This is a genomic window from Serratia ficaria (assembly GCF_900187015.1).
GTDB lineage: Bacteria > Pseudomonadota > Gammaproteobacteria > Enterobacterales > Enterobacteriaceae > Serratia > Serratia ficaria.
The window spans coordinates 3,845,925-3,867,395 of sequence record NZ_LT906479.1; the positions used below are offsets into that span (position 1 = coordinate 3,845,925).

Genomic DNA, 21,471 nt, shown 5'->3' on the forward strand with positions numbered 1-21,471 from the left:
TTACAGCAAACCGACACTTTTCAGTGCGCGTTCCACGACCGGACGCGCAGCGTCGGTCAACGGCGTCATCGGCAGACGCAGCGTATCGGTTGCCATCAATCCCAATGCCTTACAGGCCCACTTCACCGGAATTGGGTTTGCTTCTACAAATAAATCCTGATGCAACGGCATCAAGCGCTGATTTAAGCGGCGTGCCTCGGCGAAGTTGCCCTGCGCCGCCAGCGCGCAAAGCTGCGCCATTTCACGCGCGGCCACGTTGGCCGTAACGGAAATAACCCCTTTGCCGCCCAGTTGCATGAAGTCCAGACCGCTGGCGTCGTCGCCGCTCAGCAGGATGAAGTCTTCATCGTCAACCAGCACTTGGATCTGACTTACGCGACTTAAGTTCCCCGTCGCTTCCTTAACGGCAACAATATTCTTGATTTTCGCCAGCCGCGCGATGGTCGGCGGCAGCATGTCGCAGCCGGTGCGCGAAGGCACGTTATACAGGATCTGCGGCAGTTCGGTGCTTTCGGCGATCGCCTTGAAGTGCTGATACAGCCCTTCCTGGGTCGGCTTATTGTAGTACGGCGTTACCGTCAGGCAACCCACTACGCCGGTATCGGCAAAGCGGCTGGTGAGCGAAATGGCTTCAGCGGTGGCGTTGGCGCCGGTACCGGCGATCACCGGAATGCGGCCGTCGGCCAGCTCCAGCGTCTGCAATACCACGTCGACGTGCTCGTCATGGGCAAGCGTTGCGGACTCGCCGGTAGTCCCTACGGAAACGATAGCCGCGGTTCCACTGGCTACATGATAATCAATCAGTTTTTTTAGGCTCGCGCGATCGACAGCACCTTTGTCGTCCATCGGCGTAACCAGTGCAACAATACTTCCCGTAAACATTGGCCGTCCCCTCCACAAACAAGTCACTCATGGTACTTTTGCTGCCTATCCAAAAGCAAGCGAACAACGGCGTTGTAAGCGCTTGGCAGGCGGTTTTTTTTATGTTTACCATGGTAACCCCATTGAGCACGACAGGAAGCGCCATTTTGCCTAAGCCAGATGAACACTATCTCGTGATTACCGCGCTCGGCGCCGACCGCACCGGGATCGTCAATACCATCACCCGCCACGTCAGCAGTTGCGGATGCAATATCGAAGATAGCCGTCTGGCCATGCTGGGAGAGGAGTTCACCTTCATCATGCTGCTGTCCGGCAGTTGGAACGCCATCACGCTGATCGAATCCACCCTGCCGCAAAAGGGCGCCGAGCTGGAGCTGCTGATTGTGATGAAGCGCACCAACGCGCATGAGCGACCGCCCATGCCCGCCACCGTGTGGGTGCAGGTCGAGGTGAAAGACTCACCGCATATCATCGAACGCTTCACCGACCTGTTCGACTCCAGCCAGATGAACATCGCCGAGCTGGTGTCGCGCACCCAGCCGGCGGACGGCGACCTGCCGCCGCAGCTGTATATCCAGATCACCGCGCACAGCTCCGGCGACCGGGATGCCTCAAATATTGAGCAAGCCTTTCATCGCCTATGTACAGAATTGAACGCGCAAGGCAGTATTAGCGTGGTGAACTATCCACAGCATGACGAGAAAGATGGAGAGTAGTGATGAGCCCATTGAAAGCCGGTGACACAGCGCCGAAATTTAGTTTGCCTGACCAGGACGGTGAGGAAATTAATTTGGCCGACTTCCAGGGACAGCGAGTGTTGGTATATTTTTACCCCAAGGCGATGACGCCGGGCTGCACCGTGCAGGCCTGCGGCCTGCGGGATAACATGGACGAATTGAAAAAGGCCGGTGTCGAAGTGCTGGGGATCAGCACCGACAAGCCGGAAAAACTGTCGCGTTTTGCCGAGAAAGAGTTACTCAACTTCACGCTGCTGTCTGACGAAGATCATCAGGTGGCGCAGCAGTTTGGCGTGTGGGGTGAAAAAACCTTTATGGGCAAAACCTACGACGGCATTCACCGCATCAGCTTCCTGATCGACGGCAAAGGCCAGGTTGAGAAAGTGTTCGATGATTTCAAGACCACCAATCATCACGACATCGTTCTGAGCTACCTGCAGCAGTAATCTTCACGAAGCGCAGCGGCCCCGCTGCGCTTCGTTATTCCGTCCGTCAGGCGTTGTCTTCCACTTCCACCCGCAGTTCATCCGGCCAGGCGTGGATCACCGCCTTCACCAGCGTCGCCAGCGGAATGGCGAAGAATACGCCCCAGAAGCCCCACAGCCCGCCGAAAATAATCACCGACAAAATGATCACCAGCGGATGCAGGTTGACCGCCTCCGAGAACAGGATCGGCACCAGCAGGTTGCCGTCCAGCCCCTGCACCACCAGATAAGCGACGATCAGCGTCCAAAAATCGGCGCCGACGCCCCACTGGAACATCGCCACCACCACTACCGGAATGGTGACCAGCACCGCGCCGATGTAGGGGATGAGCACCGAGAAACCGACCAGCACCGCCAACAGCAGCGAATAGCGCATATCCAGCACCACGAACACCAGATAGGTCGCCACCCCGACGATCACCATCTCCAGCACCTTGCCGCGGATATAGTTGGTGATCTGCTGGTTCATTTCCTGCCACACCTGCCCCGCCAGCCCGCGGTTGCGCGGCAGCACCCGGCGCACCGCGTTGAGCATCTGCTCTTTGTCCTTCAGCAGGAAGAACATCATCATCGGCACCAGGATCAGGTAGATAGCCAACGTCAGCAGCCCGACCAGCGAAGCCAGCGAGAACTTCACCACCGACTCGCCCATGCCGGACAGCCTGCCGCGCAGGTTCTCCGCCATCATGTCGATGATGCCGGCGTCCACCAGCGCCGGGTAGCGCTTCGGCAGCGTCGCGGCGAAGTTATAGAACTGATTGAGCATCCCCGGCAGATCGGTCATCAGGTTGATGCCCTGCTGCCAGGCGGTGGGCGCCACCACGAACACCAGCAGCATCGCGATGCCGGCGAACATGATCATCACCATGCTCGCCGCCCAATTGCGCGAACAGCCGATGCGCTGCAGGCGCGCGGTCGGCCACTCCAGCAGATACGCCAGCACGATGGCCACCAGCAGCGGGGTCAGAATGCCGTGCAAAAAATAAAGAATGAGGAAACCGGCGAGCAGGATCACCAGCAGCGCGATGGCCTGCGGATCGGTGAAGCGGCGGCGGTACCACTGTAATAACATCTCCAGCATCAGAGAGTGCTCCTAGAGGTTTGACTGGCGGGCATTGCGGTTCCTGGGGTTGGTATTTTTATGGGGTGAACGGATCACCGAAAATCAAAGCGCTTAAAACACCTCCACCTTACATCAACACCGGCGTGGTCGGCCAGTCGTCAGCAGTGGCATTACATGCCCATTATCATACGGGAGCGGGTGGCAAACGCAGGGTATGTGTTGTCCCGGTTGGCTACACCGAATGAAGCTGGCTCTCGCATCGCTCAAGGGCTCAATGGTCAAATATTAAATAAAAAGGCCAATAATAATATTCCTAAATCAATTTAAAAATACGACAGAATTCAATCCGTTGAACTCCCCTCCTTTACCCATTAACCACCCACATTAATAAATATTTCCATAAAATAGTCAGTGAAAACAAAAAACCAATTGAATAACAATAAACTACATAACTCACAATAAAGAAACCAATAAAATACACCTATACTACCCCAACATAAATATTGATTTTTTCTTTACCTCAGCTTGATAAAAAATCTCTGTAGACTAACGTTAGTAACTAAATGTAAATAAAAAACATCATTCGCTCACCATGAAAACTCCCGGTTATCCGGGCCTGCAGCATCCGTTTTATCTTGCACCGACAGTTATTTTACAAATCCGAAAATGACTTAATCAACTGCGAGGACAAACATGAAACTCAAACCTGTTGCGCACTGTCTCGCCCTTGCCGGCTTGCTTACTTTTCTGTCGATACCCGCGTCAGCGGAGGAAATCACAAAAGACGCAACCGCGGCGACCAAGCAGGCGAACGATGCGCTCTACAATATTCTCCCCTTTTCCAGCAAGACCGACTTTACCGACGCGCACAAGGGGTTTATTGCCCCCCTTCCCGATGCCGTAATCAAAGGAGAATCGGGCAACGTTGTCTGGGATCCCAAAAAATACGCCTTCATCAAAGAGGGCGAAAAAGCGCCCGATACGGTCAACCCCAGCCTCTGGCGTCAGTCACAGCTGATCAACATCAGCGGCCTGTTTGAAGTCACTGATGGCGTATACCAAATTCGCAATCTGGATCTCTCCAACATGACTATTATCGAGGGGAAGGAAGGCATAACTGTGGTTGATCCGCTGGTTTCGGCCGAAACGGCGCAGGTCGGGATGGAGCTGTACTACAAAAACCGCGGCAAAAAACCGGTGGTTGCGGTGATCTATACCCACAGCCACGTGGACCACTACGGCGGGGTGCGGGGCGTTATTGACGAAGCGGACGTTAAGGCCGGAAAAATCAAGATCTATGCCCCGGCCGGTTTTATGAAAGATGCCGTGTCTGAAAACATCATGGCCGGCAACGTCATGAGCCGCAGGGCGAGTTACATGTATGGCAACCTGCTGCCGGCGAATGCGAAAGGTCAGGTTGGTGCGGGCTTGGGGACCACCACCTCAGCCGGCACCGTCACGCTGATCGCGCCGACAGATTACATCACCAAGACCGGGGAGAAGCTCGTTATCGACGGGCTGACCTATGACTTTATGATGGCGCCGGGATCCGAGGCACCGTCCGAGATGCTCTGGTACATCGAAGAGAAAAAGCTCATCGAAGCCGCCGAGGACGTCACTCATACGCTTCACAATACCTATTCCCTGCGCGGCGCGAAAATCCGCGAGCCGCTGCCCTGGTCAAAATATATCAACGACGCCATCGCTATCTGGGGTGACAAGGCCGAGGTTATCCTCGCACAGCACCACTGGCCAACCTGGGGTAACGAAAACGTCGTCAAGCTGCTGAAAAGCCAGCGCGACCTGTACCGCTACATCAACGACCAAACCCTGCGCATGGCCAACCAAGGCTTAACCCGTGATGAAATTGCAGCGAACTTCAAACTGCCTCCGGGATTGGCAAACACCTGGGCCAACCGGGGCTACTACGGCTCCGTCAGCCATGACGTCAAGGCCACCTACGTGCTCTATCTGGGCTGGTTTGACGGCAATCCGGCCACGCTGGATGAGCTGCCGCCCGCTGAGGCCGCGAAAAAGTTTGTAGAGTACATGGGCGGCGCCGACAGCATTCTGCAAAAAGCCAGGGCGGATTACGACAAGGGGAATTTCCGTTGGGTAGCCCAGGTGGTCAGTAAGGTGGTATTCGCCGACCCGGACAATAAAGCCGCGCGTGATCTCGAAGCGGATGCGCTTGAACAGATGGGCTACCAGGCGGAATCTGGGCCATGGCGTAATTTCTACCTGACGGGGGCGCAGGAGCTGCGCAACGGCGTGAAAAAACTGCCGACGCCGAATACGGCCAGCCCGGATACGGTGCGCGCGATGACGCCAGAGATGTTCTTTGACTACCTGGCCGTGCATATCAACGGGGAGAAAGCGGCCAATGCCAAAGCCGTGCTGAATATTGATTTCGGCGACGATGGCGGAAAGTACCGTCTCGATTTGGAAAACGGCGTGCTGAACCACACGGCGAATGCCGAAGCGCAAAACGCGGACGCCACAATCTCGCTGACGCGCGACACGCTCAACAAAATCATTTTGAAAGAGGAGTCGCTTAAGCAGGCGGAAGATAAAGGCGACGTGAAGATCACCGGCAACGGAGAAAAAGTCAACGAGCTTCTGAGCTATATGGACTCGTTCGAGTTCTGGTTCAACATGGTGACGCCATAAGCTCCCGCCCCTGCGGCCGACGGCTGCAGGGGCCTTATTTGCCGCTGTCGCAACCCGTAAGTACTGGAGTAAATTGGGCGCCTGGCGCCCATCTGGAATTATAACTTCCAGAACGACAGCCATTGCGGATCATCGGCCGGGTCAGGCTCGCCGGCAGATTTTTGCCGGCCTGAATCTTCAGTTTCTCAAGTGACGCCGCGGGAAAACGAACGGCGGCCTCGCCGGAGCAAGGCCGCGCGCGGCTGCGGCGAGCATCAGAAGTCGTAGGTTACCGAGGCTTTCAGAGTGCGCGATTGCCCCTGGAAGATATAGGTGCCGTTGTTCTCGACGCTGGCCCAATATTTCTCGTTGGTGACGTTGTCCACGCCAACCCGCCATACCATGCCGTTTTGATCCGCATTCACGCGCATGCGGTAACGCAGGCCGAGATCCAGCGTGGTGTAGCTATCGAGCTTTTTGGTATTGGCGGCATCGGCGTATTGCGAGCCGGTGTGCCGAACCCTGGCGGTCGCCGTCAGGCCGTCAACCGGCTTGATGTCATATTCGGCTCCCATCGCCAGGTAGAACTTCGCCACGCCGATGGCGTTATTGCCGTCGTTGGCTCCGCCGCCGGTTTTGGTCAGTTTGGGATCCAGCCAGGTGGCGCTGCCGTTGAGGCGCAGGCCGAGCGTCGGTTCGCCGAACAGGTTCAGCTCGACGCCGCGGTTGCGTTGCTCGCCGTCCAGCGCATAGTAATTGCTGCTGTTGAGCATGGCGGAAGGCTGGGTGATCTCGAACAGCGCCAGCGAGCCGCCCACCCGCCCGAAATCGACTTTCGCCCCCACTTCGTTTTGTTTGGAGCGCGCGATGCCGGTGCTCTGGCCATAGTTTTCCGCCCCCTGCGGCGCATTCCCGCCGGGCTGCAGCGCTTCGGTATGGTTGGCATACAGCGACAGCGCCTCCCACGGCTTGTACACCAGGCCAAAGGTCGGCATCCAGCGGCTTTGGGTATAGCGGGACGAGGTGTCCTCCAGGCCGGTGGCGTTGCTGTAGTTGCGCACCACCACTTTCTGGTGGCGCGCCGCGGCGGTAAACAGCAGCCGGTCATTGAAGAAGCCGAGCGTATCGCTGAACAGCCAGCCCTGGGTGCGGGTGCGCGCGGTGGTCAGCGGATCGGAATAATTGCCGCCAAAGTAGGCGTTATCCGGCACCGGGACATCATGGTTGTCATAGATGTTGGTGGTCGGATTGTTGGCCGACATGCGCCACGCCGTTTTGTCGCGTTTGATCTGCGCGGAATAGCCGACGTTGACCTTATGCGAAACATCCCAGGTAGCGAACTCGCCGCTGATGCCCGCCATGCCGCTGAACGCGTCGATAATGCGATTGGTGTCCAGGCGGCCGACCGTGGCGTCGCCGTCGGCGTTAATCAGCTTCGGCGCGCTGTAGAGCCCGGTTTCATGACCATGCTGCGCCCCTGCGCCGGCGTAGATTTTCCAGCGTGGGGTCAGACTGTATTCCGCCTTCGCCATGCCGAATTCATTTTCGATATCGCTGTAGCCCCATTTCTGGCTGTAATTTTTGCGGGTATCCGGCACCGCGGGAATAAAATCGACCCCGCTGATGTTGAGCCCCATGGTGCCGCCATGGAAGGTCTTTTTCTGATAGCCGAAGTCCAGCGAGGAACGGAAGCGATCGCCGCGGTAGTCCAGCCCCAGCGAAGCCAGCGTGGTGCGGCGCTTGTCGGCGTCGACCGTCGTTTCCCCTTCGCGGTGCACCAGGTTGACGCGCGCGCCGAACTGGTTGTTGTCGCCAAAACGGCGCCCCAGATCCAGCGTGCCGCCCACCTGCGAATCGGAGGTGTAATCGAGGCCCAGCTGCGTGGTGGGGGTGTCTTCGGCTCGTTTCGGCTCGAGGTTGATCATGCCGCCCACGCCGCTGGAGGCCAGGCCATTCAGCAAGGCGTTGGCGCCCTTGAACACCTCCACGCGCTCCAGCATCTGGGTATCCACCACCTGACGCGGCACCACGCCCGGCAAACCGCCCATCGTCATGTCGTCGCCGTCCAGCGAGAAACCGCGAATGCGGTAGGTTTCGGCGAAGTTGCCGTACCCCTGCACCGCCTGAACGCCCGCATCATTGCTGACGACGTCGGCGATGGTTTTCGCCTGCTGATCCTGCACCAGCTTCGCGGTGTAGCCGATCACGTTAAACGGCACGTCCATCGCCCTTTGTTCGCCCAGCATGCCCAGGCGACCGCCGTGCGCAATCTGCCCGTCGAGGTAGGCGGGAACCAACTCGTCGCCGCCGGCGTTAAAATCACTGCCTTTCGCCGCCTGCACCACCAGGGTTTCCTCCTGGTTTTTCTTGCCGCCGCTCTCCGCCGCCATCGCCGGCAAACCATGGCTCAGCGCGCCGATGGCCAGCGCCAATACCGTTTTGCGTAACGGAAAATTCGTTGAACTGGTGTTGTGCATAATTCACTCATTTATGAGGATAAATAGAACAAAAATGGCCCGTTGCCGGGCCGGTAAGGCTTATTTATTCAAATCGATGCGGACCACGCTGTCGGGGCCCGGGGTGGAGTGATCTCGGTTAAACGGCTGCTTGACGGTAACGAACAGCGTTTGGCCATCGGCGGACAACAGCAGGCTGTTGGGATTCGGCGGCAGATCCCAGCTCTGTTTCACGACGTAGCGGGTGGCGTCCAGGCTCAGCACCTTGCCGGACTCGCGCTGCGAGATGTAAATCTCATTGCGCTGCGGATTGAATTTAACCGCCAGCGAATCGCCGACCTCAAGCTGTTTCAACAGCTTGCCGGTGCGAATGTCCAACACCAGCGTCGTCTTGGCCTTGGAATTATCGGTCACGAACAGGCGCCCGGTTTGGTCATCCTCCGCCATGTTCAGCAACAGCGCAGGCTTGTCGCCCAGCGGCTTCCAGCGTTTTTCGATGCGGTTGGTGCGCGGGTTGATCACCAGGATCTCGCCGCTGCCGTTAGCGGCGTACAGACGCTGGGTCCGTTCGGAGTAATGCAGGCCGGTCATCCATTTGCCGGTGTTTTTGATGCGCGTTTTGAGTTGCAGCGTGTTGGCGTCAACTACCCAAATCACCGCCGGATCGGCCACCGCGCCCACGTACAGCGTATCCTTGTGCAGCAGGATCTCGCGTGCGCCATACGGCAGCCCCTTGTCATTGCGTTCGCTGAACAACAACCGGCCCTTCACTTTGCCGTCGGCGGCATCGATCGCGCTGATGCCGCCGTCCAGAGAGTTGCTGACATACAGGGTCTTGCCGTCCGGCGAGATCTGCGCGGCGAAGTTTTTCAGGTCGGTATGGCTGGCGCCAATGGTTTTCAGCGTTTTGGCGTCCAGCTTGTACACCACCCCGCCCTGCACGTCCTTGAAGCCTTCGGAACTGGCGACGTACAGCGCATCGCCCGCCGGCGTCAGCGCCATTTCATACAGGCCGTTCGCCAGTTCGCGCTTAACGATATTGCCGGGTTGAGTCGCCGCCGCAGGTTGAGCGGCGGGGCTGGCGGTAGACGCCGGGTGGGCCACACAGCCGCTCAGCGCCAGCGTCATCACCAAGGCGAGCGCAGAGATTTTCATCTTCATCAGGGAAATCCTTGACCATATAAAACGTATTTAGCGGTGGCCCTTGCGGATTGTTTTTGGCTTCCTCATAACGAGAAACGGGCCCCGCCGCGCGTCTCATTGTTTCCCTGTGAATGGTTTTTCACTCTATAGCGGGCAGATTCGTCCCTCGCGCGCCCGCGAATAACAAAGAGAATGAGAACCATACTCATTATTGTTTACGCAATCAAGCGTAATCAGCGGCCGTCAAAACCGATGAGTCGCGTATCGAACGCCATGCCCGGCATCATGAGCCGCAGCCCTGCGATCAGCTCGTCCCCCGCCGCATGCAGCGCCTCCAGCGGCATCGCCGGCAGGCCTTCAAGAATAAACCACATCCGGCTGGCGTCCGAACTCAGTCGGGTTCGAACGCCCTGGCGCCAGTTCCAGCGGCGGCAGGTCACCCCCTGTTCATCTCGCCAGACGACTTCCCCCGGCTCTGGAGATTCATGGGCCAGCGCCCCCTCTTTAACGGTATCGAACAGCTCATCGCCGCTGGCGACGGTCAGTCTCGGCTCACCGACATAGGCTGAGATATTTTCACCGCCCACCGGCACGGCATACTGAATGCTGACGGCGTTATAGAGATCGACAACCGGATCGATGCTGGGCATCGCGCCATCGCGCAGCACGCGCTTGCGCAGGGCTTCGGCGGAGCACGGGGTGCGCTTGGGTTTGGCGCCGAACTGTTTGAAGGTTTCGGACCAGGCGGCCAGGTGCGCTTCAGCCCAGGGCGCCTCATCGGAGGCGACGGCGCGGCAGGCCCTCGCCAACGCTTGAGCGGCAACCTCCGGGTTAAGGATCGGCGCGGCCTCAACCGTAATGCTCAGGGCGCGAAACCCGGGGGCCAAAGCCGTAACGGCGGGATCTATTGACGGAATAACGGCAAGCATTGGATAATCCTATAATGACTAATTTATTTCATATTAACGACCAATGACCAAAAAAGTCAATAAACCGACCGACTGCGGCGCGGACGTGCAAACGGTCAGCGAAGCGGTGTCCCGGCGCATCAAGCAGCACCGGAAAAGCCAGAAAATCTCCCTCGATGAGCTATCCCGGCGCGCCGGGGTCAGCAAAGGCATGCTGGTCGAAATCGAGAAAGGCGCCGCCAATCCCAGCATCGCCATTTTGTGCAAACTCGCCGCGGCTCTCGGCCTGTCGGTCGCCGATATTGTCAATGTCGCCAGCGCGCCGGCGGCCTATCTGATCGCAAGCCAGGATATGCCGACGCTGTGGACCGGCGATGCCGGCGGCTCCGCCCGTTTATTGGCGGGAACCAGCGGCCCGAACATGATCGAGATGTGGCGTTGGGAGATGTTTCCGGGCGAACGCTATGAATCAAGCGGGCACCCGCAGGGCACCTTCGAACTGCTGCATGTCGAGCAAGGCGAGCTTAGCCTGGGGGTCGACAATGCCGAACTTTTCATCGCCAAAGGCAACTCGGCCGTCGCCAAAACCGATGGTCGGCACCATTACGCCAACGAGGGCGACGACAAGCTGGTGTTCACCATGACCGTCGCCGAGCTTCATTCCTGATCCTTTATGACTGACAAGGTGAAATTATGGCACTGACTCCGCAGGTTTGGCGCCGGGCCGCTTACCTGACGCGCTCCTCCTGGGCCGAGGGCATCGACAGGGATACCGTGCGCCTTTCCATCGCCAACAGCCTGTGTTTTGGCCTGTTTGACGGCGACGGGCAAATCGGTTTCGCCCGGCCGGACATTTACCGCCGCTGAGCGGGGCTGCGGCGCAAGCCGGCTGGAAATAGCGTCTTATTTCAGCGCCTGCTCGAGCAGCAGGCCAATCGCAATGATCAGCATGGCGGCGCCGGAAATGCGGCTGACCCTCCGCGCGGCCTGCGGGCGCGCCCGCAGTACCGATGGCGAGCCAAACCCCACCAGCAAATAAACCAGCCCGCAGCTGACCAGATGCAGCATCCCCAACGCCAGGATCTGCAGCGGGAGCGGAAACGCTCCCGTTTTATCGCTTAAGGCACGATCACGAAATCCGGATTGGCGACGGCGAACAGCGCGTCACGATCCGCCGCCGGCGGATAAATCCACTGGGTATTGATCTCCCGCTTGATCTTCTTGCCCTCTTGCCGGGTGAACCGCACCTGACGATCCCAGCCTTCGGTGTAAAGCGCCCCCCAGGGACCGAGATCGAGACAGGTGACATATTTCGGCTGGCTGTAAGGATGCACCGGCAGCCCGGCCAGCTCCGCCGCGGCGTTGTGGCCGGCGACGCGCCCGAGGCTCATCGCATGTTGGCAGGACATGACGTTATGGTTGCCCGCATCGTCGGTCGCCGCCTTCACCGTATCCCCGGTGACGAACACGCCCGCCGCCGACGGCGCGCGCAGGAAGGCGTCGCCGATAATGCGCCCGGAGCCGTCGCGCTCGCCGGGGATCTGCGCCGTCAGCGGATTCGCCCGCATGCCCGCGGCCAATATCACCGTATTGGCGGCGATGCGCTCCCCGTTCGATAACGTGACGCCCTGCGCGTCGATGGCGGTCACGCGCACCCCGGCGCGCGTCTCGACGCCGCATTCCGCCAGCGCCTGCCGGATCACCGCCGCCGGCTCCGCCCCCATTCCGGCGCCCACCTCCGGCGCGGTATCCACGATCACCGTGCGCACCTCGGCCTCGCGGCCAAAAACGTCGCGCAGCCGCTGCGGCATTTCGGCGGCGCTTTCCAGCCCGGTCAGGCCGCCGCCAACCACCACGGCGGTGTTGCGCGCCGCGCTGTGCGGCTTATCGGCCAGCGCTTTCAGATGGGCGTCCAGCCGCTGCGCGTTTTCCAGCGTATCGACGTTGAAACCGTACTCCGCAAAACCGGGCACCGCAGGCACGAACAGCTGGCTGCCGGTCGCCAGCACCAGGCGATCGTAAGCCAGCGTGACCTTTTGGCCGCCCGCCTTCGCCACCGTCAGGGTGTGGTTTTCGGCATCGATATGCTCAACCAAACCGGCCAGGTGCTCGACCCCGACGGCGGCGAGCTGGGCGGAGATATCCGGGCTCATGTTGTCCAGCACCGCTTCATACAGGCGCGGTCGGATGGTGACGTTCGGCGTCGGCGACACCATGGTCACGTCGATTTCGCCCACCTTACCGGCCAGGGTGATGGCGCGCATGGCGGAAACCGCGGCCCAGAAACCGGCAAAACCAGACCCGGCGATCGCTATTTTCTGTGTCATTGCATAACTCCTTGATACCTGATTAACCGGGCCATGGGGCTGCCCGAGACATTTTCCGGACGAACGATCCCGCTCCGCCCCCGGTCAAGCGGGTGCAGAAGGACCCCCGCCTTTTCCGGACCGGCGGGTAAAAATCAATGGGGAAAGGCGGCGGCGGTTAAGGCTTGGCGCGCGCCGGTTTGCCGCTGCGGGTGGTGCGCTCCGTCATGCGTTCATCCATCCAGATGTTGACCTCGCTGAAGAACCCCGGCGGCGCCTTGCGGCCGAAGCGGGTGGCGACGGCGCCGAGGGTTTGCGCCGCCAGGGCGTCGCGCATCGCCTTCTCCGCCTGCAGCATCACCGCGTGGATCGCGCACTTGCCGGAGAGCGCCCAGTCCGGCGGCGAATTGTCGAACACCGCGCAGCGGCCGCGCACTTCCTGGCAGTCGAACAGCGGTTTGTGCCCCTCGATGGCGTCGATAATTTCGAGGAAGCTGATCTCATCCGCCGGGCGCGCCAGCCGGTAGCCGCCGCGCACCCCTTCGCTGGCCGCGACGATCCCGGCCTTTTCGAGCTTCGGGAAGATCTTGGCGAGGAAGCTGGGGGAAATTCCCTGCAGTTCCGCCAGCTCGCGGCTGCTGAGGGCGCGCTGATTGTCGCCGACCAGCCAGAGCAAACAGTGGATGCCATATTCAACGCTGGTTGTGATAAAGGCCATATTCCGTCTTCGGTGTGAGAGTGTCTTCAATAACACAGACTATATTAGTCTCCGTTTATGCTGTCAATAAAACGCGGACAAGGTTTGTCTTTGTTATTTGCGAGGTCCCGCCTCCGGCAACCGGGAGATGCGCATTCCGAAATGAAAAATAAAACATTTTTGCCTGATTAACCCCGAGCGAAAGTTTCATTGTGGCCTGCGGCTGACTATGATGTGATCTGTTGAAACGGCGCCGTGACGCGGACATTTTTGTGAGCCAACGCACTTTCGCGCGGATTGCACCGGTGAGCCCGGCACGGAAGAAGAACTCTTGCCTGATGCTGACGTCTTAGATGATGACTATTTAAGGGAAACGCCCGATTATGACCATCCGGTTGACCAAAACAGCGATAGCGGTACTGTTGCTCGGCACCCTCAACGCCAGCGCGTTGGCGCCGGCACTGGCGGAGAGCCAGGATCAGCTGCCGGATATCGGCACCTCCGCCGGCGGCACGCTGAGCATCGGTCAGGAGCTGGCGATGGGCGACTTTTACGTTCGCCAACTGCGCGCCAGCGCCCCGTTGATTAACGATCCGCTGCTGACCCAATACATCAATCAGCTGGGCAACCGGCTGGTGGCGAGCGCCTATTCGGTGCGCACTCCGTTCCACTTTTATCTGGTGCGCAACGACGAGATCAACGCCTTCGCCTTCTTCGGCGGCAACGTAGTGCTGCACTCCGCGCTGTTCCGCGTCAGTGAAAACGAAAGCCAGCTGGCTTCGGTATTGGCGCACGAAATTTCGCACGTCACCCAGCGCCACCTGGCGCGCGCGATGGAGGACCAGCAGCGCAGCGCCCCGCTGACCTGGGTGGGCGCGCTCGGCTCCATTCTGCTGGCGATGGCTAACCCGACCATGGGCATGGCGGCGCTGAGCGGCACCCTGGCCGGCACCCAGCAGGGCATGATCAGCTTTACCCAATCGAACGAGCAGGAAGCGGACCGCATCGGCATTCAGGTGCTGCAGCGCGCCGGTTTCGATCCGGAAGCGATGCCCGATTTCCTGCAGAAGCTGGCGGATCAGTCGCGCTACGCCTCCAAGCCGCCGGAAATGCTGCTGACCCACCCCTTGCCGGACAGCCGGCTTTCCGATGCGCGCAACCGCGCCAACCAGATGCCGAAGCATATCGTGCAGTCCTCGCAGGATTACCTGATGGCCAAGGTGCGTTCGCTGGGCATGTACAGCTCCGAAGGCTATGGGCTGACGGAGGAACTGCTCGCCACCTACGGCAAAGGCAACGTGCGTGAGCAGATGGCCGCCAAATACGGCCGCGCCATCCTGTTCTATCAGGCGAAAAAGTACGATGACGCGCGCAATATCATCCAGCCGCTGCTGACGCAGGAGCCGAAAAACGTCTGGCTGCTCGATCTGATGACCGACATCGATCTCGGTCAGAAACGCGCGCCGCAGGCCATCGCCCGCCTGCAGGCCGCCAACGCCGCCCAGAGCAGCAACAGCGTGCTGCAGCTCAACCTGGCCAACGCCTACGTTGAAGGCAACCAGCCGGCCCAGGCGTCGAAAATTCTCAACCGCTACACCTTCGCCCATCCGGACGATCCGAACGGTTGGGATCTGCTGGCGCAGGCCAGCGCCGCCCAAGGGCTGCGCGATGAAGAGCTCTCCGCCCGCGCCGAGAGCCTGGCGCTGACCGGCAATCTCGATCAGGCCATCGGCCTGCTCAGCAACGCCAGTTCGCTGCAAAAGCTCGGCAGCCTGAAACAGGCGCGTTACGATGCGCGCATCGACCAGCTGCGCCAGCTGCAACAACGCTTCCGCCAGTACCAGCGCAGCTGATTTAACAAGGAATGAACGCCATGAAAAACGTCACTATTTATCACAACCCGCGCTGCTCCAAAAGCCGCGAAACGCTGGCGCTGCTGGAGCAGCACGGCGTTGACCCCAGGGTGGTGCTGTATCTGGACACCCCGCCGTCGGCCGACGAATTGCAAAAGCTGCTGAACGCGCTGGGCTTCAGCTCCGCACGCGATCTGATGCGCAAGAAAGAAGAGGTGTACAAGGAATTGAAGCTGGCGGACGCCAGCCTGAGCGAACCGCAGCTGCTGGCCGCCATGGTGGCCAACCCGAAGCTGATCGAACGCCCGATCGTGGTGAACGGCGGCAAGGCGCGCCTCGGCCGGCCGCCGGAGCAGGTGCTGGAAATCCTGTAGTGTTACTCTTGAGCGCGATAGATAAATATCGCGCCCAATATATTTACAGCCCCAGGATCTCTTTGACGAACGGGATGGTCAGTTTGCGCTGGGCGGTGATCGATGCGCGATCGAGCTGATCCAGCGTCATGAACAGCGTACGCATCTCGCGATCCAGCCGCTTCAGCAGGAAACGCCCCACGTCCTCCGGCAGCTCGAAGCCGCGCAGCTTGCCGCGCAGCTGCAGCGCCAGCAGCTTCTCTTCGTCCGACAGCGGCTGCAGCTTGTAAATCTGCCCCCAGTCCAGACGCGACGCCAGATCCGGCAGATGCAGATTCAGCTGGCGCGGCGGGCGATCGCCGGTAATGAACAGCCGCGTGCGGCCGGTTTCCAGAATGCGGTTGTAGAGATTGAAGATCGCCATTTCCCACTCTTCGTCGCCGGCGATGCACTCGATATTGTCGATGCACACCAGCGCCAGCTGCTCCATGCCGTCCAGCACTTCGGGCACGAAATAGGCGCGCTTGTCCAGCGGCACGTAGCCCACCGCTTCTCCCCGCTGCGAAAGTTCGGCGCAGGCCGCATGCAGCAGATGGCTGCGCCCGCCGCCCTCGCGCGACCAAAAATAGATATAGCTGCCATGTTCCTGACGGACGGCAGACTGGATCGCGGCTAACAGGGATGGGTTCTCGCCCGGATAAAAACTGGCGAAAGTCTCATCATCGGGAAGATAAAGTGGCAGTGAAAGCTGTGCCGGCGTATTCAGAAAAGCACCTCAACCAAAACTGGCAGGAAAACGCGCTCAGTTTAACACAGAAAACCGGCGCTGTTGAACCGGCAGGATTTTATGCCGCAATAATGAACGATGGCTAAAGGTTGCCGGCCGCCAAGCGATGAAATAAGCAGCGGACATCGACCGCTAACCCTCTGCCATAGCGGGCGAAATTTGTAATTTAACGCAAACCTGTCCTAGTATAGGGGGGCGAAACGCAATCACCATCAACAAGGTTTCTTCAAGGACATAGACGATGAAAGTATGGAATAAAGTGCTTTTGGCCTCAATTATTGGGTTGTTGGTTGCCGGCTGTGATGACTCGTCCAAGGTTGACGCCAACCTGGATAAAGCCAAAGACAGCGCAGAGCAGATGAAAGACGCCGCTCAGAAAAAAGCGGACGATCTGACGGACAAAGCGAAAGCGACGGCCGAAGAAATCAAGAAAGAAGCCGCCACGCAGGCGGATCAGCTGAAAGACAAGGCGTCCGCCATCAAGGACGACGCCGCCAAGCAGGCCGACGCCATCACCAACGACGCCAAGGCCAAGGCCGCCGCCCTCAGGGATGACGCCGGCAAGCAGAGCCAGCAGTTGGTCGACCAGGCCAAGAGCATCAAAAATGATGCCATCAGCGGCGCCAACGATCTGACCGAACGGGCCAAGGCGAAAACCGAAGCCATCAAAAACAGCGCTGAAAACCAAGCGGAAGCGTTGAAGAATGACGTCGACGGCGCGAACGGCAACGACGCGCAGCCGGCCACCCAGCAGTAATCAACACTCAGTAGCAACAGCAATAGAGAGGAGCAGTAAATGGGAATTATTTCCTGGATTATTTTCGGCCTGATCGCCGGTATTTTGGCTAAATGGATTATGCCGGGCAAAGACGGCGGCGGCTTTATTCTGACCATCGTATTGGGGATCGTGGGCGCCGTGGTCGGCGGCTATATCAGCACCTTCTTCGGCTACGGCAAAGTTGACGGTTTCAACTTCGGCAGCTTCGTGGTCGCGGTTATCGGCGCCATCGTGGTGCTGTTCGTATACCGCAAAATCCGCAGCTGATACCTGCGCATTCCGCATTAAAAAGGGCAGCCATCGGCTGCCCTTTTGTTTACTTCGGCTCCGCCGACTCGTCCGGCGCGTCGATCACCTCCTCTTCCTTGCGATAGAGGCTGATGACCTTGAACAACAGGCTGAGGCCGATGCCGACGATAGTCGCCAGCGCCATGCCCTTCAGCTCCGCCGCGCCGATATGCACCTTGGCGCCGCTCACGCCGATGATCAGGATCACCGAGGTCAGGATCAGGTTTTGCGCCTTGTTGTAATCCACCTTGGATTCGATCAGCACGCGGATGCCCGAAGCGCCGATCACCCCGTACAGCAACAGCGACACGCCGCCCATCACCGGCACCGGCACCGCCTGGATCGCCGCCGCCAGCTTGCCGACGCAGGACAGCAGGATAGCCAGGATCGCCGCGCCGCCGATTACCCAGGTGCTGTAGACCTTGGTGATCGCCATTACGCCGATGTTTTCGCCGTAGGTGGTGTTGGGGGTCGAACCAAAGAAGCCGGAAATCACCGTCGAGATGCCGTTGGCGAACATCGAGCGATGCAGGCCCGGATCGCGGATCAGGTCTTTTTTGACGATGTTGGCGGTCACCACCAGGTGGCCGACGTGTTCGGCGATCACCACCAGCGCCGCCGGCAGGATGGTGAAGATGGCGAACCACTCGAAGCGCGGGGTGTAGAAGGTCGGCAGCGCGAACCAGTGCGCTTCACGAATCGGGGTCAAATCCACCACGCCCATAAAGAACGACAGCGCGTAGCCCACCAGCACGCCGATCAGAATAGGAATGATCGCCAGGAAACCGCGGAACAGCACCGAGCCCAATACCGTCACCCCCAGCGTCACCAGCGAAATGGTGATGGTGGTGGGGTCTGCGCTGGCGCCGTCCGCCGGCAACAGGCCCGCCATATTGGCCGCCACGCCCGCCAGCTCCAGGCCGATAACGGCGACTATCGCCCCCATCGCCGCCGGCGGGAACATCACGTCCAGCCAGCCGGTGCCGGCCTTCTTCACAATCAGCGCCACCAGGCAGAACAGCACGCCGCACATGATGAAACCGCCCAGCGCCACCTCATAGCCCAGCGGCAACAGCAGCAGCACCGGCGAAATGAACGCGAAGCTGGAGCCGAGGTAAGCCGGGATCTTGCCCTTGCAGATAAACAGGTACAGCAGCGTGCCGACGCCGTTGAACAACAGCACCGTCGCCGGGTTGATCTTGAACAGGATCGGCACCAGCACCGTGGCGCCGAACATGGCGAACAGGTGCTGGAAGCTGAGCGGTATGGTCTGGAGCAGCGGCGGCCGCTCGCTGACGCCAATGGCGCGACGGGTCATGTGTGCTTTCCTTTAATCGTTATTGGTGATGCAAGCTTAGTTATCTATGCTCAATGGATTTCAAGTTACGGCCAGGTAGCTTGAAAGACGAAGCGCATAAAAAAGCCGACTGATTAAAGTCGGCTAATGGGTTACTTGGTACCAAATATCTTGTCGCCCGCATCACCCAGGCCCGGCACGATGTAACCTTTTTCGTTGAGGCACTGATCGATAGAGGCGGTGTACAGCTCCACGTCCGGGTGCGCCTTCTCCAGCGCGGCGATGCCTTCCGGCGCCGCCACCAGCACCAGCACCTTGATGCTGTTGCAGCCGGCTTTCTTCAGCAGATCGATAGTGGCGATCATCGAGCCGCCGGTGGCCAGCATCGGGTCGACGACCAACGCCAGGCGCTCTTCGATGTTGGACACCAGCTTTTGGAAGTACGGCACCGGTTCCAGGGTCTCTTCGTCGCGGTAAACGCCGACCACGCTGATGCGCGCGCTCGGCACGTGCTCCAGCACCCCTTCCATCATGCCCAGGCCGGCGCGCAGGATCGGCACGACGGTAATTTTTTTCCCTTTGATCTGGTCGATTTCAACCGGCCCGCACCAGCCTTCGATGGTGACTTTCTCCGTCTCCAGATCGGCGGTCGCTTCATAGGTCAGCAAACTACCCACTTCTGAGGCCAGCTCACGGAAGCGTTTGGTGCTGATGTCATTTTCGCGCATCAGGCCAAGCTTGTGTTTTACCAGCGGGTGTTTCACCTCAACGATCTTCATCATTTTTCTCCTATTAAGGCGGTTGACGGCCAAAAAAATCGCGGGATTATACCTCCTTTTTTTGGTCGCGCCACCCACAATAGCCCGATCGGGATCAACAAAAGTTTGAATATCAGTATAGATGACGAAAAAGCGGAGCTGCCTCACAAGCCGCTCGCAAACGTTTGCCTGCGCTGTTAGAATTGCCGCGCCTTTTTCCGGAATCAACATCGGAAGCACAGTTTTCAAACCGCAAACCGTCGTGGGGATCGCGCAGTGACCGACAAAACCTCTCTCAGCTATAAAGACGCAGGTGTCGATATCGATGCTGGCAACGCATTGGTAGATCGCATCAAAGGTGTAGTTAAACAGACCCGCCGCCCGGAAGTGATGGGTGGTCTGGGCGGTTTTGGCGCCCTGTGTGCGTTGCCGCAGAAATACCGCGAGCCGGTGCTGGTTTCCGGTACCGACGGCGTAGGCACCAAGCTGCGTCTGGCGATGGACCTGAAACGTCACGACACCATCGGCATCGATCTGGTCGCGATGTGCGTGAACGATCTGGTGGTGCAGGGCGCTGAGCCGCTGTTCTTCCTCGATTACTACGCCACCGGCAAGCTGGACGTGGACACCGCCGCCAGCGTCATCACCGGCATCGCCGAAGGCTGCAAGCAGTCCGGCTGCGCGCTGGTGGGCGGCGAAACCGCCGAAATGCCGGGCATGTACCACGGCGAAGACTACGACGTGGCCGGCTTTTGCGTCGGCGTGGTCGAGAAATCGGAAATCATCGACGGCAGCAAGGTGCAGTCCGGCGACGCGCTGATCGCCCTCGGCGCCTCCGGCCCGCACTCCAACGGCTATTCGCTGGTGCGCAAAATCCTCGAGGTCAGCAACACCGACCCGACCGCCACCGATCTGGCAGGCAAACCGCTGGCGGACCACCTGCTGGCGCCCACCAAGATTTACGTGAAATCGGTGCTGGAACTGATCGAGAAAGTTGACGTGCACGCCATCGCCCACCTGACCGGCGGCGGCTTCTGGGAGAACATCCCGCGCGTGCTGCCGGAAGGCATGCAGGCGGTGATCGACGAGTCAAGCTGGCAGTGGCCGGCGGTGTTCAACTGGCTGCAGCAGGCCGGCAACGTCAGCCGCCATGAAATGTACCGTACCTTCAACTGCGGCGTGGGCATGGTTATCGCCCTGCCGGAAAGCGAAGTGGAGGCGGCCATCGCGCTGCTGACCGCGGCAGGTGAAAAAGCCTGGAAGATCGGTAAACTGACCGCTTCTTCTGACGAACAGCAAGTGGTCATCAACTGATGAAAAAGATCGTGGTGTTGGTCTCCGGCCAGGGGAGCAATCTCCAGGCGCTGATTGACGCCTGCCAGCAGGGCCGGATCGCCGCCGAGATCGCGGCGGTATTCAGCAACAAGGCGCAGGCTTACGGCCTGCAGCGCGCCGCGGCGGCAGGCATTGCCGCCCACGCGCTGGATCCCAAAGCCTATGAAGATCGCGCGGCGTTCGACGCGGCGCTGGCGGACGCCATCGACCAATACCAGCCCAGCCTGGTGGTGTTGGCCGGCTACATGCGCATCCTCAGCCCGCAGTTCGTTCAGCGTTATGCCGGGCGCATGCTGAACATCCACCCTTCCCTGCTGCCGAAATACCCCGGTTTGCATACCCATCGGCAGGCCATAGACAACGGCGACGGCGAACACGGTACCTCGGTGCACTTCGTTACCGAACAGCTCGACGGCGGCCCGGTGATCCTGCAGGCCAAGGTGCCTATCTTCCCCGGCGACGAGGAAGATGAGGTGATCGAACGGGTGCAGGCCCAGGAGCACACTCTCTACCCGCTGGTGGTGAACTGGTTCGTCGAAGGCCGCCTAATGATGCGTGAAGGCGCCGCCTGGCTGGACGGCGAACGCCTGCCGGCGCAGGGCCACGCCGCCGACTGACGGCGCAACCTGAACCCCCGCTAAACGGCGCCCCTCACGGCGCCGTTTTTTTTCGCCGCAATGCCGGCCCTGAGGTTAT

General features: G+C 59.6%; 21 protein-coding genes and 2 pseudogenes. 12 read left to right on the forward strand and 11 right to left on the reverse strand.

The annotated features are described in order from the left end of the window. The gene (gene dapA / locus CKW09_RS18170; protein ID WP_061796655.1) at nucleotides 1-882 is read right to left on the reverse strand and encodes a 4-hydroxy-tetrahydrodipicolinate synthase; all 882 of its coding nucleotides are present in this window, start codon (nucleotides 880-882) and stop codon (nucleotides 1-3) included. 110 nt (nucleotides 883-992) lie between these two features. Here dapA and CKW09_RS18175 point away from each other — a divergent pair, with 110 nt between their 5' ends. Beyond that, nucleotides 993-1,598 (forward strand): glycine cleavage system transcriptional repressor, encoded by a 606-nt coding sequence (locus CKW09_RS18175; RefSeq protein WP_197701101.1) that lies wholly within the window; start codon nucleotides 993-995, stop codon nucleotides 1,596-1,598. A 2-nt stretch (nucleotides 1,599-1,600) separates the two neighbouring features. Then, nucleotides 1,601-2,065, forward strand: a complete 465-nt coding sequence (gene bcp / locus CKW09_RS18180; RefSeq protein ID WP_061796653.1) for a thioredoxin-dependent thiol peroxidase — start codon at nucleotides 1,601-1,603, stop codon at nucleotides 2,063-2,065. Between the two features lie 46 nt (nucleotides 2,066-2,111). Here bcp and CKW09_RS18185 read toward each other — a convergent pair whose 3' ends face one another. Further along, on the reverse strand, nucleotides 2,112-3,185 hold the full coding sequence (locus CKW09_RS18185; protein ID WP_061796652.1) for an AI-2E family transporter: 1,074 nt from the start codon (nucleotides 3,183-3,185) through the stop codon (nucleotides 2,112-2,114). Between the two features lie 675 nt (nucleotides 3,186-3,860). On the opposite strand from CKW09_RS18185, the gene CKW09_RS18190 reads away from it, so the two are divergent. Then, on the forward strand, nucleotides 3,861-5,837 hold the full coding sequence (locus CKW09_RS18190; protein ID WP_061796647.1) for an alkyl/aryl-sulfatase: 1,977 nt from the start codon (nucleotides 3,861-3,863) through the stop codon (nucleotides 5,835-5,837). A gap of 254 nt (nucleotides 5,838-6,091) precedes the next feature. Here CKW09_RS18190 and CKW09_RS18195 read toward each other — a convergent pair whose 3' ends face one another. From CKW09_RS18195 to CKW09_RS18205, 3 genes are all read right to left on the reverse strand, one after another. Continuing rightward, nucleotides 6,092-8,293, reverse strand: coding sequence for a TonB-dependent receptor (locus CKW09_RS18195; RefSeq protein WP_061796645.1), 2,202 nt, complete (start codon nucleotides 8,291-8,293; stop codon nucleotides 6,092-6,094). A 60-nt stretch (nucleotides 8,294-8,353) separates the two neighbouring features. Further along, nucleotides 8,354-9,433 carry a YncE family protein gene (locus CKW09_RS18200; protein WP_061796643.1) on the reverse strand — a complete coding sequence of 360 codons (1,080 nt, stop codon included), beginning with the start codon at nucleotides 9,431-9,433 and terminating at the stop codon, nucleotides 8,354-8,356. Nucleotides 9,434-9,648: 215 nt separating this feature from the next. Next, the gene (locus CKW09_RS18205) at nucleotides 9,649-10,344 is read right to left on the reverse strand and encodes a B3/B4 domain-containing protein (RefSeq protein WP_095098682.1); all 696 of its coding nucleotides are present in this window, start codon (nucleotides 10,342-10,344) and stop codon (nucleotides 9,649-9,651) included. Nucleotides 10,345-10,387: 43 nt separating this feature from the next. Between CKW09_RS18205 and CKW09_RS18210 the strand changes: the two genes are divergently transcribed. Further along, nucleotides 10,388-10,990, forward strand: coding sequence for an XRE family transcriptional regulator (locus CKW09_RS18210; RefSeq protein ID WP_061796639.1), 603 nt, complete (start codon nucleotides 10,388-10,390; stop codon nucleotides 10,988-10,990). A gap of 26 nt (nucleotides 10,991-11,016) precedes the next feature. Beyond that, nucleotides 11,017-11,169: pseudogene (locus tag CKW09_RS18215) on the forward strand (GNAT family N-acetyltransferase); the annotation flags it as partial. 57 nt (nucleotides 11,170-11,226) lie between these two features. Here CKW09_RS18215 and CKW09_RS18220 read toward each other — a convergent pair. From CKW09_RS18220 to CKW09_RS18230, 3 genes and pseudogenes are all read right to left on the reverse strand, one after another. After that, nucleotides 11,227-11,418: pseudogene (locus CKW09_RS18220) on the reverse strand (LysE family translocator); the annotation flags it as partial. Between the two features lie 23 nt (nucleotides 11,419-11,441). After that, nucleotides 11,442-12,650 carry an NAD(P)/FAD-dependent oxidoreductase gene (locus tag CKW09_RS18225; protein WP_095098685.1) on the reverse strand — a complete coding sequence of 403 codons (1,209 nt, stop codon included), beginning with the start codon at nucleotides 12,648-12,650 and terminating at the stop codon, nucleotides 11,442-11,444. A gap of 157 nt (nucleotides 12,651-12,807) precedes the next feature. Then, nucleotides 12,808-13,347 (reverse strand): RrF2 family transcriptional regulator, encoded by a 540-nt coding sequence (locus CKW09_RS18230; RefSeq protein WP_095098688.1) that lies wholly within the window; start codon nucleotides 13,345-13,347, stop codon nucleotides 12,808-12,810. A 362-nt stretch (nucleotides 13,348-13,709) separates the two neighbouring features. Between CKW09_RS18230 and bepA the strand changes: the two genes are divergently transcribed. After that, entirely contained in the window at nucleotides 13,710-15,179 is a 1,470-nt protein-coding gene (bepA, locus tag CKW09_RS18240; protein ID WP_061796636.1) for a beta-barrel assembly-enhancing protease, read from the forward strand. A gap of 20 nt (nucleotides 15,180-15,199) precedes the next feature. Continuing rightward, on the forward strand, nucleotides 15,200-15,553 hold the full coding sequence (arsC, locus tag CKW09_RS18245) for an arsenate reductase (glutaredoxin) (RefSeq protein ID WP_061796684.1): 354 nt from the start codon (nucleotides 15,200-15,202) through the stop codon (nucleotides 15,551-15,553). 43 nt (nucleotides 15,554-15,596) lie between these two features. On the opposite strand, the gene hda is transcribed toward arsC, so the two are convergent. Further along, nucleotides 15,597-16,298, reverse strand: coding sequence for a DnaA inactivator Hda (hda, locus tag CKW09_RS18250; protein ID WP_061796634.1), 702 nt, complete (start codon nucleotides 16,296-16,298; stop codon nucleotides 15,597-15,599). Between hda and CKW09_RS24760 the strand changes: the two genes are divergently transcribed. The 3 genes from CKW09_RS24760 to CKW09_RS18260 all read left to right on the forward strand — a co-directional run bounded on the left by CKW09_RS24760 (nucleotide 16,268) and on the right by CKW09_RS18260 (nucleotide 17,364). Then, nucleotides 16,268-16,405 carry a hypothetical protein gene (locus CKW09_RS24760; RefSeq protein WP_157079227.1) on the forward strand — a complete coding sequence of 46 codons (138 nt, stop codon included), beginning with the start codon at nucleotides 16,268-16,270 and terminating at the stop codon, nucleotides 16,403-16,405. The genes hda and CKW09_RS24760 overlap by 31 nt on opposite strands. Before the next feature lie 155 nt (nucleotides 16,406-16,560). Further along, nucleotides 16,561-17,076 (forward strand): hypothetical protein, encoded by a 516-nt coding sequence (locus CKW09_RS18255; RefSeq protein WP_061796633.1) that lies wholly within the window; start codon nucleotides 16,561-16,563, stop codon nucleotides 17,074-17,076. Between the two features lie 39 nt (nucleotides 17,077-17,115). Then, the gene (locus tag CKW09_RS18260; RefSeq protein WP_004951888.1) at nucleotides 17,116-17,364 is read left to right on the forward strand and encodes a GlsB/YeaQ/YmgE family stress response membrane protein; all 249 of its coding nucleotides are present in this window, start codon (nucleotides 17,116-17,118) and stop codon (nucleotides 17,362-17,364) included. Between the two features lie 49 nt (nucleotides 17,365-17,413). Here the strand turns inward: CKW09_RS18260 and uraA are convergent, their stop codons facing one another. Together uraA and upp are read right to left on the reverse strand one after the other, a co-directional pair. Continuing rightward, nucleotides 17,414-18,703 (reverse strand): uracil permease, encoded by a 1,290-nt coding sequence (uraA, locus tag CKW09_RS18265; protein WP_061796632.1) that lies wholly within the window; start codon nucleotides 18,701-18,703, stop codon nucleotides 17,414-17,416. A 131-nt stretch (nucleotides 18,704-18,834) separates the two neighbouring features. Then, entirely contained in the window at nucleotides 18,835-19,461 is a 627-nt protein-coding gene (gene upp, locus CKW09_RS18270; protein ID WP_006316899.1) for a uracil phosphoribosyltransferase, read from the reverse strand. Nucleotides 19,462-19,716: 255 nt separating this feature from the next. Here upp and purM point away from each other — a divergent pair, with 255 nt between their 5' ends. Beyond that, nucleotides 19,717-20,754 carry a phosphoribosylformylglycinamidine cyclo-ligase gene (purM, locus tag CKW09_RS18275; protein WP_095098691.1) on the forward strand — a complete coding sequence of 346 codons (1,038 nt, stop codon included), beginning with the start codon at nucleotides 19,717-19,719 and terminating at the stop codon, nucleotides 20,752-20,754. Next, on the forward strand, nucleotides 20,754-21,392 hold the full coding sequence (gene purN, locus CKW09_RS18280) for a phosphoribosylglycinamide formyltransferase (RefSeq protein WP_095098694.1): 639 nt from the start codon (nucleotides 20,754-20,756) through the stop codon (nucleotides 21,390-21,392). Before purM ends, purN begins: the two co-directional genes overlap by 1 nt. Nucleotides 21,393-21,471 lie beyond the last annotated feature (79 nt).